Annotated in this window: 12 protein-coding genes; 7 read left to right on the top strand and 5 right to left on the bottom strand. The window is 66.8% G+C overall.

What is annotated here, in order from left to right:
• Positions 1–12: 12 nt before the first annotated feature.
• The 3 genes from MYCSM_RS03070 (at position 13) to MYCSM_RS03080 (ending at position 3,290) form a co-directional block, all read left to right on the top strand.
• Positions 13–651 (top strand): class I SAM-dependent methyltransferase, encoded by a 639-nt coding sequence (locus MYCSM_RS03070; RefSeq protein WP_015304667.1) that lies wholly within the window; start codon positions 13–15, stop codon positions 649–651.
• On the top strand, positions 648–1,916 hold the full coding sequence (locus tag MYCSM_RS03075) for an oxygenase MpaB family protein (RefSeq protein WP_015304668.1): 1,269 nt from the start codon (positions 648–650) through the stop codon (positions 1,914–1,916). Before MYCSM_RS03070 ends, MYCSM_RS03075 begins: the two co-directional genes overlap by 4 nt.
• A gap of 444 nt (positions 1,917–2,360) precedes the next feature.
• Positions 2,361–3,290 carry a S1C family serine protease gene (locus MYCSM_RS03080; protein WP_442928511.1) on the top strand — a complete coding sequence of 310 codons (930 nt, stop codon included), beginning with the start codon at positions 2,361–2,363 and terminating at the stop codon, positions 3,288–3,290.
• Between the two features lie 142 nt (positions 3,291–3,432).
• Here MYCSM_RS03080 and MYCSM_RS03085 read toward each other — a convergent pair whose 3' ends face one another.
• On the bottom strand, positions 3,433–4,302 hold the full coding sequence (locus tag MYCSM_RS03085; RefSeq protein WP_015304670.1) for a 1,4-dihydroxy-2-naphthoate polyprenyltransferase: 870 nt from the start codon (positions 4,300–4,302) through the stop codon (positions 3,433–3,435).
• Between the two features lie 44 nt (positions 4,303–4,346).
• Between MYCSM_RS03085 and MYCSM_RS03090 the strand changes: the two genes are divergently transcribed.
• The 4 genes from MYCSM_RS03090 (at position 4,347) to MYCSM_RS03105 (ending at position 7,676) form a co-directional block, all read left to right on the top strand.
• On the top strand, positions 4,347–4,565 hold the full coding sequence (locus MYCSM_RS03090; RefSeq protein WP_041313081.1) for a hypothetical protein: 219 nt from the start codon (positions 4,347–4,349) through the stop codon (positions 4,563–4,565).
• Between the two features lie 6 nt (positions 4,566–4,571).
• Positions 4,572–5,348, top strand: coding sequence for an S-methyl-5'-thioadenosine phosphorylase (locus MYCSM_RS03095; RefSeq protein ID WP_015304672.1), 777 nt, complete (start codon positions 4,572–4,574; stop codon positions 5,346–5,348).
• Positions 5,345–6,376, top strand: a complete 1,032-nt coding sequence (locus MYCSM_RS03100) for an NAD-dependent epimerase/dehydratase family protein (protein ID WP_015304673.1) — start codon at positions 5,345–5,347, stop codon at positions 6,374–6,376. Before MYCSM_RS03095 ends, MYCSM_RS03100 begins: the two co-directional genes overlap by 4 nt.
• Before the next feature lie 181 nt (positions 6,377–6,557).
• Positions 6,558–7,676 carry an NAD(P)H-dependent flavin oxidoreductase gene (locus tag MYCSM_RS03105; RefSeq protein ID WP_015304674.1) on the top strand — a complete coding sequence of 373 codons (1,119 nt, stop codon included), beginning with the start codon at positions 6,558–6,560 and terminating at the stop codon, positions 7,674–7,676.
• A 5-nt stretch (positions 7,677–7,681) separates the two neighbouring features.
• Here the strand turns inward: MYCSM_RS03105 and MYCSM_RS37695 are convergent, their stop codons facing one another.
• From MYCSM_RS37695 to MYCSM_RS03125, 4 genes are all read right to left on the bottom strand, one after another.
• Positions 7,682–8,092: a hypothetical protein gene (locus MYCSM_RS37695; protein ID WP_015304675.1), complete on the bottom strand. Its 411-nt coding sequence runs from the start codon at positions 8,090–8,092 to the stop codon at positions 7,682–7,684.
• 68 nt (positions 8,093–8,160) lie between these two features.
• Complete coding sequence (locus tag MYCSM_RS03115; RefSeq protein WP_015304676.1) at positions 8,161–8,598, bottom strand: nitroreductase/quinone reductase family protein; 438 nt, start codon at positions 8,596–8,598, stop codon at positions 8,161–8,163.
• Between the two features lie 45 nt (positions 8,599–8,643).
• Positions 8,644–9,663: a sensor histidine kinase gene (locus tag MYCSM_RS03120; protein WP_015304677.1), complete on the bottom strand. Its 1,020-nt coding sequence runs from the start codon at positions 9,661–9,663 to the stop codon at positions 8,644–8,646.
• The gene (locus MYCSM_RS03125; RefSeq protein ID WP_015304678.1) at positions 9,663–10,364 is read right to left on the bottom strand and encodes a response regulator transcription factor; all 702 of its coding nucleotides are present in this window, start codon (positions 10,362–10,364) and stop codon (positions 9,663–9,665) included. The genes MYCSM_RS03120 and MYCSM_RS03125 overlap by 1 nt, the downstream gene beginning before the upstream one ends.
• Between the last annotated feature and the right edge of the window lie 51 nt (positions 10,365–10,415).

The following is a 10,415-nucleotide window of genomic DNA, read 5'->3' on the forward strand; positions in this document are numbered from 1 at the left end:
ACGGAGCGTGTCATGGCAGCCTTGTATGACGCCGGCGTCAAGCACGACCGTGTCGCCATCGTCGGCGCCTGGGTGATGTGGGGCGCCGACATGCGGCGCATGTTCGCCGACGTCGCGCGGCTTGCCGACGTCCCGGCCGGGACCTCGGTGCTCGATATACCCTGCGGCGGCGGCTTCGCCTTTCGCGTCCTGCGTCCCGGGCAGGACGTGCATTACGTCGCGGCCGACATATCGCCGCACATGCTCCAGCGGGCGCGCGAGTTGGCGCGTCGAGGGCGGACGCAAGACGTGATCGATTTCGTCGAAGCCGATGTGACGGCACTTCAGTTCGCCGACAACAGCTTTGACCTATGCGTGACCTACAACGGGCTGCACTGTCTGCCCGACCCCCGTGCTGCGCTGGGCGAACTTACTCGCGTGCTCAAGCCCGGTGGGACGCTGCGGGGAACGTCATGTGTGAGAGGTCGCGGTCTGCGCCAGGACGCCGCGATCGCGATGGCCCGTCGCGCCGGGGTGTTTGGAAACACCCCACGCGCAGGCGAGATCGAAACGTGGCTGGGGGAATTCGGCCTCGATATCGTGACGCTCGAAGCCAGCGGAGCGATCGAGTTCTTCGAAGCGAAGCTCAATTCGAAAGGGATACACCCGTGACGATCGACGATATCTCGCAGACCCAGGCCGACCAGATCTCGACAGACTTCCAAGCATTCTTGGACAAGCGCAGTCGACGCTCCAGGCAACGTAAACGTCGCGGTGTCAAGCTATTCCGGAGGGTGGACACCCTACCGTCGGACGATCACATCCTCGACTTCGCACACGCATACTACGACGCAGATCCGGTCGCCGAGGCCTTCGTAAAAGACGCCTACATCGACGGCAACTCGTCTCACGGCCGGGCCATGCTGGACCGGGCTCTCGCACACGGCATCGAGTCCGTTCCCGACGCGCCGGCGTCGATGGTGCGACTGTTCGAGGAGTTCGAAAAGGATCCACCGTGGGTCGACCACGATCTCGTCGAACGCGGCGCGTTTCTATTCCGACGGTTCGGCCCGGCCGTCTTCAGCCTCAATGGTGTCGGAACGTTGCTCGCCTACACCGAAAACCCGATCGTGCAGCCGCTGAGCATGACCGGCAAGTACGCGGGCGATGCGGCGCTAAACCGTTTCATGGAGACTGCGCGCTTTTGGATCGACGTGTCCGACCCCGGCGGCACCAGACCCGGGGCGCCCGGCCGGTCCACTGCCATGCGGGTTCGGATCATGCACGTATTTCTGCGGCAGCGGATCACCCGGCACCCGCAGTGGCAGCTGGCTGCGTGGGGTAAACCCATCAGTCAGGCTGAAGCCACCATCACGCTGCTGTCCGGCGGGTTCGCTTCAGGTTTGGCCATGCACAAACTCGGCTACCGATCGACGACCGCTGACATCCTGGCGATGATGCACTTCTGGCGATACATCGGGCACCTGATGGGTGTCCAACCCCGTTGGTATCCGGCGGATATGCGCGAAGCCCGCCAGCTGATGACGCTCTACTTCGCCAAGCGGGCGTTCGGCGCGGTGGAGGACGGTCGCGAACTCATCGAGTCCTATCCGCGCGCGTTCGCACCGAAACAGGGCACGGGTCGTCGCAAGGCGATCCGCGACCAGTTCAACTATCGAATCCAGCTCGGTTACACCCGCTACTTCCTGCCGGGCGGTTTCTACCGGTCCTACGACATGCCCAACCCGTGGCCCTGGGCGCTGCTGCCACCCCTTCAGATACCGATAAACCTCACGATCGACCTGCTGGCACACGCCAGCCCTCGCATCGCGCGGCTGCAGGATCGGTACGCCCGATGGCGACGAAACACCTGGTTCCGCAATGAGATGGGCGACCGCGACGCGCATTTCAAGGCCGCCGAGACATTCCGGCGCTGACGCACGCTGTTCATTGCAGCTGGCGGGTATGACTGATTTGCCGGTGGCAGCAGTCGGCTATGGGCGCCAGCGCTAGCGACAGCGGGCACCAACGACCGCGATTCTAGGAGGTATGTTCACGCTTCCCCTAGAGACGGCCGCGACGAGATGACCACGCAGCCGAGGCACTCGCTTCCGAGCAACTTCGAGAAGGCTCAGTGGACTAAAGCTCCGCACGTCGCTGACAGCGCAACCTCGCCAGACCAACTGCGGCAGAGCAATTCTCGAGGCGTCGCGCACTTCGCCGCTGCGCTGGGGATTGCAGCGGTGTCCGCGGGGGTCGGCGGCGTCACCGCGCAAACTGTGTATTCGCACGCGCCAACGCGGAGCACCGTGGCGGCGGCGGCCACATCCCCGGCGGCCAGTCTCCGCACCGACTCGATTGAGCAAGCCGCCGCGAAGGTTATGCCCAGCGTCGTAGAGCTGCAGACGGACCTGGGCACCCAGGCCGACCTTGGCTCGGGCATCGTCTTGACCTCTGACGGGCTGATCATGACCAACGCGCATGTCGTGGCGGCCGCACAGCAGGCCCCCTCGGCCGACCCGGGCGGAGTGCGCACCCTGGTGACGCTCGCCGACGGCCGCACGGCGCCATTCGCCGTCGTCGCCACCGATCCGTCGAGTGACATCGCCGTAGTGAGGGCCGAGGGAATGTCCGGGCTCACGCCGATCACCTTCGGCTCGTCAGCCGACCTTCACGTCGGCCAGCGGGTCGTTGCGGTCGGTTCACCACTCGGCCTCGACGGCACGGTCACAGCCGGCATCATCAGCGCGTTGCACCGTCCGGTGTCCACTGCTTCCAGTGTCGCCAATGCTTCCAACTCGGCGAACCAGGGCGCGACTCTCGACGCGATCCAGACCGACGCCCCGATCAACCCTGGTAACTCCGGCGGTGCGTTGGTGAATGCGAACGGCCAGCTGATCGGAATGAACTCGGCCAACGCGTCGTTGGGCTCTACGTCTGGTGAAAACGGTTCGGTGGGACTTGGTTTCGCGATCCCCGTCGACGAGGCCAAACGCATTGCCGATGAACTCATCGCCACCGGCACCGCCTCCCACGGCTTCCTCGGGGCACGGTTTGCCGACGACGCGAATGCCGACGGCGCCCGGATCGTCGACGTGACAAGTGGCGGTCCGGTGGCGGCGGCGGGCATGCCCGGGGGCGCGTTGGTGACGAGGGTCGACGGGCAATCGATCAGCAGCGCCGAGGCATTGCTTGCGGCGGTGCATTCCAAGGCACCCGGGGCCACGGTCGCCCTGGATTATCTCGAGCCCTCGGGTGATGCGCGCACGGCGCAAGTCGTGCTCGGCACGGATCAGGGACAGCAGTCATGAGAACCGTCGTCGGGCTCAGGCAGAAGATGCAGGGAAGTGCCGTAACTTGCGCGGCGAGAAGCGTTGGCGCACATCGTGTTCGGCATCCTGCGTGGCGGCGACAAATTCAAGCTCGGGCTGATCGCCGGGCGCGCCGAATCGCCTAACCGAACGCCAACGCCAGCGCCACTGCGATTGCCCATGCCAGCATCGTCAGGCCGGTGTCGCGCAGCACCGGGATGAGGTCCTTGCCGCCCAAGCCTTTTCGGACCGGGCCCGACGCGCGCGCTGCCAGCGGCGCCGCGATCAGCCCGGCCGCACACCACGGCGTCGCGAGCATCAGCACCAACGTCAGCGTCAACGCGACCACAAGCAAGCCCTGGTACAGCAGCCGGGTGCGGGCGTCTCCCAGCCGCACTGCCAGCGTGATCTTTCCGGACCCTTTGTCGGTCGGGATGTCACGCAAGTTGTTGGCCACCAGCACCGCCGACGACAACGACCCCATCACCACCGCCAGCGCCAGCCCGACCCAGTCGACCCGCAGCGCCTGCGTGTATTGCGTGCCCAGCACGGCCACCAGACCGAAGAACACGAACACCGCTACCTCGCCGAGCCCGAGGTAACCGTAGGGTTTCGAGCCGCCCGTGTAGAGCCATGCCCCGGCGATACACACCGCGCCGACCGCGATCAGCCAAGGCGCGCTGAACCACGCTAGCGCCACCCCAGCCGCCGCTGCCACGCCGAGGCTGACGACCGCGGCCGTCAACACCGCGCGCGGTGCCGCCAGCTTGGAGCCGACGAGGCGCAACGGTCCGGCCCGGACGTCATCCGTGCCGCGGATTCCGTCCGAGTAGTCGTTGGCGTAGTTGACGCCGACGATCATCGCGACCGCTACCAGCAACGCCAGCAGCGCCTTCCACCAGCACGCGGCGTGCAGCCAGGCGGCACCACCGGTGCCGGCGATCACCGGCGCGATTGCGTTGGGCAACGTCCGCGGGCGGGCGCCCTCGACCCACTGCGCGAAACTGGCCACAAGCGTCAGTCTTGCACGGCCGGATGGCGTGGCAGACTGAGCGCATGGAGGACCGACTCAGCAAGACAGAGATCCGCAAGGACGCCCTGCAGGAGATCGTCGAGTCCGGCGCATCAACAGTGGGTGAGGTGGCCTCGATCATCACCAGCGCCGTGAAGGACGTCGCCAACGCCATAGGCGGTTTTGCGACAGATATGTTCGAGATCCGAGATGGTGCTCGGCGCGCTTCGCAGCCGCAGGCCGAGGAAGCCAAGGACGAGTAGCGCGAGTTGCTCGGCGTCATCGGCGGTAGCGGTTTCTACACGTTCTTCGGACCCGACTCCCGCACCATCAGCCTGGACACCCCGTACGGCGCACCGAGCGCGCCCATCACGGTCGGAACGGTTGGCGAACACGAGGTTGCGTTCCTGCCGCGCCACGGCGTCAAGCACGAGTTCTCGCCGCACACGGTGCCGTATCGCGCGAACATGTGGGCGATGCGCGCGCTGGGTGTGCGCCGCATCTTCGGGCCCTGCGCGGTCGGCAGCCTGACACCGGTCCTGGGTCCGGGCGCGATGGTCGTGCCCGATCAGTTGGTGGACCGCACCACCGGCCGCGACGACACCTACTTCGACTCCGGGGGTATACATGTGGGCTTTGCGGATCCGTACTGTCCCACACTGAGGGCGGCGGCCGCCGACCTGCCCGGCGTGGTGGACGGCGGCACGATGGTGGTGGTTCAGGGGCCCAGGTTCTCCACTCGCGCCGAGAGTCAATGGTTCGCAAGGCAGGGGTTCACGCTGGTCAACATGACCGGCTACCCGGAGGCGGTGCTCGCCCGCGAGCTCGAAATGTGTTATGCCGCTATCGCTTTGGTCACCGATCTCGACGCAGGCATCGACAGTGGAAGCGCCGTCAGAGCTGTTGATGTTTTCGCCGAATTCGAACGGAACCTGGTGCCGTTCAAAAAGCTGATGCGCGAGGCCATCGAAAACGTCGACACCGAACGCACGTGTACCCATTGCCTGCCGCACGACGGCGTCGAGCTGCCCTTCGATCTGCCGTGAGGGTGCTACTCACCGGCGCGGCCGGATTCATCGGGACGCGGGTGGCCGCGGCGCTGGCTGATGCAGGCCACGAGGTAACCGCGGTCGACGCGATGCTCCCGACCGCGCATGGCCCCAATGCCGAACTCCCACTTGATGTTCAGCGCGTCGATGTGCGCGACGCTGCCGCGCTGGCCCCGCTGCTGAAGGGTGTCGACGTCGTCTGTCATCAGGCGGCAGTCGTCGGCGCCGGCGTGGACGCTGCCGACGCGCCGTCCTATGGCAGCCACAACGACTTCGCCACCGCGGTGCTGCTCGCGGAGATGTTCGCCGCGGGCTGCCAGCGGCTGGTGTTGGCGTCGTCGATGGTGGTGTACGGGCAGGGCCGATTCGAGTGCGGAGAACACGGGCTCGTCGACCCGTTGCCACGCGCGCGGGCCGACCTCGACGCAGGAATCTTTGAACACCGCTGCCCCACGTGCGCACAGCCGGTGCAGTGGCGGCTGGTCGACGAGGAGGCGCCGCTTCGGCCCCGCAGCCTCTACGCGGCGAGCAAGACCGCGCAGGAACACTACGCGCTGGCGTGGGCCGAGTCGACCGGGGGCTCGGTCGTCGCGCTGCGTTATCACAACGTCTACGGCCCAGGCATGCCACGCGACACGCCCTACTCCGGGGTGGCGGCGATCTTCCGCTCGGAGCTCGAAGCAGGTGACGTGCCAAGGGTTTTCGAGGACGGCGGGCAGATGCGCGACTTCGTTCACGTCGACGATGTCGCCGCCGCCAACGTCGCTGCCGTCGACGCCGGGCTCGGCGGATTCGAGCCGTTCAACGTCTGCTCCGGGCGGCCGATCTCGATCCTGGAGATGGCCACCGAGCTGTGTGAGACCCGCGGCGACGTGCTGCCGCTCGTCACCGGCCAGTACCGCAGCGGCGACGTGCGCCACATCGTGGCCGATCCGTCCCGTGCGGCTGACGTGTGGGGTTTCCGGGCAGCGGTCGACCCGCGCGACGGGTTGCGTGAGTTCGCCTACGCGCCGTTACGCGGATAGATACCCCGCAGTGCGACGGCGCTCGGTTCGAGCCGCGAGCGCGAGCACGACTTCGCGACCAAGCGCCCGCGCGCCCAGTCAATCAGGGAATTGCGCCGGACCGGTTGATCGATTCCCTCCGTGCTTAGAGGCGTGCCGGGCCGCTTGTCGACAACAGGTTTCACTTAGTAATACTGGTGGCATGAAGCCAGCCATCTGTGAGCAGTACGGCATCGATTTCCCGCTGTTCGCGTTCAGTCACTGCAGGGACGTGGTGGCAGCCGTCACCAACGCGGGCGGGTTTGGCGTGCTCGGTGCGACGGCATTCACGCCCGACTGGCTGGACAAGGAGATGTCGTGGATCGACGACCATGTCGACGGCAAGCCGTACGGCGTCGACCTCATCGTCCCTGCCAAGTTCGAGGGCAAGGGCGAGAAGCTCGCACCGGGTGAACTCGCCTCCCGCATCCCTGACGGCTACCGCGGATTCATCGCGGAATTGCTTGCGGCCCATGACATCGAACCCGAGGAGTCCCCGCGCACCGGGCCGTCGTTCCTGTCCGGCGACACCGGCAAGGACCTGCTGGAGGTCGCGTTCAGTCATCCGATCAAGCTGATCGCCAACGCGCTGGGCGTGCCGCCGGACTACATGATCGACGCGGGCAAGGAGCGGGGCGTGCCCGTCGCCGCGCTGGTGGGTGCCAAGGAGCACGCCGTCAAGCAGGTGCAGGCCGGGGTGGACCTGATCGTCGCGCAGGGCACCGAGGCCGGTGGCCACTGCGGCGAGGTGACGACGTTGGTTCTCATCCCTGAAGTAATAGACGCCATCGATGGCGCGGTGCCGGTGCTTGCAGCCGGCGGGATCGTGACCGGCAGGCAGATGGCCGCGACCGTCGCGATGGGCGCGGACGGCGCGTGGACCGGATCGGTATGGCTGACCACCGAGGAGGCCGAGACCGCGCCGCACACCGTGCAGAAGATGCTCGAGGCGACGTCGCGCGACACCATTAGGTCCGCAGGACGCACCGGAAAGCCTGCGCGGCAACTGAAGTCGGAGTGGACGGACGCGTGGCAGCCGAACGACGGCGGCAGGAAACCGCTGCCGTTGCCGCTGCAGTCGATGCTGGCCGAGCCGACCATTCGGCGGGTCGACGCGCTGGCGTCACAAGGGCACCCCGGCGCGCGGGCGCTGGCCACCTACTTCGTCGGGCAGGGTGTGGGGCTGATGAACAAGGTGAAGCCCGCCCGCGAGGTGGTGCGCGAGTTCATCGAGGACTACCTGGCCGCCACGGAGCGGCTGAGCAATTCGCTGCCCGAGTAGCCGACTTACGGCACGCTGACGCAGCCGACGCCGGGCACGCAGCCACCGCCTCCGCCGGGGCCCCCGCCGCCGGTCGGACCGCCGGGAATGCCGCCGCCACCGCCGCCGGGACCACCGCCACCGGTGGGACCGCCGGGCACGCCGCCACCGCCGCCTCCTGGGCCCCCGCCACCTGTCGGGCCGCCCGGGACGCCGCCACCGCCGCCCTCTGTGCCGCCACCGCCGGTAGGGGCGCCGGGCACCGCGGTTCCGGTCGTGGTCATCGGAGCAGTAGTGGTCGCCGAGGTTGTTGTCGTCGTCGTTGTCGTGGTCGTGCTGGTTGATCCGCCTTTATCGCCGCCGCCGCATCCGACGGCCAGAACCATTGCCGCCGCCCCGCCGAATAGCGCTATGCCCGTCCTTGCACCCGATTTCATGGACCCTCCTTGTCGCTGCGACCGGCGTCAGGAGTACCCGCCCCGGAGGGGCCGAAACGCGGGGTCTTTCAGTCGTCGAAGGTGATGCGCACCGAGATCGGGTCGCTCTCCATCGCGCGCATGGCCAGGACGGCGGCCGACTGGCCGAGCTTGCCGTTGCCGCCAAAACTGCGAGCCCGGGCGCGGACATCGTCGTCGGGCTCGAAAGTTGCTGTGCCGCTGCGCCATTGGTTGTCGATGCGCACGCGCACCTTCGGATTTGCCGCGATGTTGTGCGCCCAACCGGCGCGGCGACCGTGCTGCGAGATCACCCAGACACCCCGGTCGTCGGCGCGACCGGTAAGCGGCACGCGGCGCGGTTGACCCGTCTTGGCCCCGGTGGTTTCCAGGTCCACCACAAGCGTTGAGCGGATGCCGATGCGGTCCATCGCAGCGATCAGGGGATTTACCACAGTGCGGCCGACCCGTCGTTCGAACTTGAACTTGCGCAGCGCCTTGTTTGCCATAGTGAACGACGATAATAGAACGATCACTCAACTACAAGGGCCAGCCTACTCCGCCAGCGGCAGCCGCACCTCGAACCGCGCACCGGTCGCCAAGTTGTGCGCCGACAACGTGCCGCGATGCGCCTGCACAAGCCCCGCGGCGATCGCCAACCCCAATCCCGACCCGCTCGGCAGCGACGAGTCCGCCCGCGGCACCCGGTCGTTGGAGCCGCGGTACGCCACGTCGAACACCCGCGGTAGATCCGCCTCGTCGATGCCGACCCCGGTGTCGTCGACGCGGGCCCATGCACCGTTCTCGTCAGACCCCAACGCCAGTAGCACCTTGCCGCCCGACGGCGTGTGTGCGATCGCGTTCGCCACGAGATTGGACAGCACCCGCACCAGCGCGCGGTCGCTGCCAAGTACCTGCACCGGCTTGTCCGGCAGGTCCGCCCTCAACGCCACGCCTGCACGCTCTGCCGCGATGTGATGTGCGGCGAGCACGTCGTCGACAACCTCATCGAGAGCCACCCTGTCGAACACCGGCTCCACCGCGCCCGCGTTGATCTTCGACATCTCGAACAGATCGTCGACCATCTCGGAGAGCCGAATCGACTCCTGTTCAATAGTTTTCGCGTGTACTCGGACCTCTGAATCGGGGACCACACCGTCGGCGATCGCCTCCGACACCGCCCGAATCCCGGCCAGCGGCGTACGAAGATCGTGGCTGACGAATGCCACCAGTCGACGCCGCGAGTGCTCGGCAGCCCGCTCAGAATCGCGGATCTCCTGCTCCCACACCGTCCTTCGGGCCTGATAGCGCGCCAGCATCACCGCCGCCGGGATCGTCACCACCGACACGATCACCAGAACGACGGCGGTCCGCTCGAACGTGTCAGTGATCATGAATCCGCTTGCGCCGAGCACACCCGTAAACGTCGCTAACACAGGAATCAGCACGAGCGCCACCATGCTGACTGCCAGCGACCACGATCGGGCCAGCCTGATGATGATCGCTCCGGCCAGCACGACGGGCACCGAACATGCCAGTGCCCACGCGGCGATCTCCCATAGGTCAGTGGGCATCAGGATTGCTCCTCGCGCAGGCGCTCATCGCCGCCGATCCACAGATATCCCCGGCCCCACACCGTCTGCACCCGGTGGTGTTCGCCGAGCTTGGAGCGCAGGCGTTTGACGTGCACGGTGACTGTCGACAGATCACCAAAGTCCCAGTGCCACACCTGCTTTAACAGCGCCTCACGGGAGAACACGGTGTCGGTGTGGGTGAGGAAGAACATCAACAAGTCGAACTCACGGTTGGTCAGGCTGACCGGCTGCCCGTCGATGGTCACCGAGCGGGCGGCCGTGGACACGGTCATGTTCCCAACGGCGAGATCCAGCGGCAGCACGCTCGACGGCGACGGTGATCGCCGCAGCACCGAACGCACGCGCAGGGCCAACTCCCGCGGGCTGAACGGCTTGGTCAAGTAGTCGTCTGCTCCGGCCTCCAGGCCGGCGATGCGGTCGTCTTCCTCGCCAAGCGCGGTCAGCAGGATCACGGGCATGGTGTAGCCGCTGCGCTGCCGCAGATTGCGGCACAGCGTCAGACCGTCCGGTCCGGGCATCATCACGTCGAGCACCGCGACGTCAATGCGCTGAGAGCCGAGCAGTCGCAGCGCCTCCGTACCGTCGTGTGCGATCGAGACGTCGAGGCCGTCGCGCTCCAGGTATCGACGCACGACATCGCCCACCACGATGTCGTCGTCGGCGATCAGCACTCGCGTCATATTTGTGACCTTATCGTCGCGGCGCCGCTACCAGCGCCTATGTCATTGTTC

Origin of the sequence: Mycobacterium sp. JS623, assembly GCF_000328565.1 — a bacterium.
In the GTDB taxonomy this organism is placed as follows: Bacteria; Actinomycetota; Actinomycetes; order Mycobacteriales; family Mycobacteriaceae; genus Mycobacterium.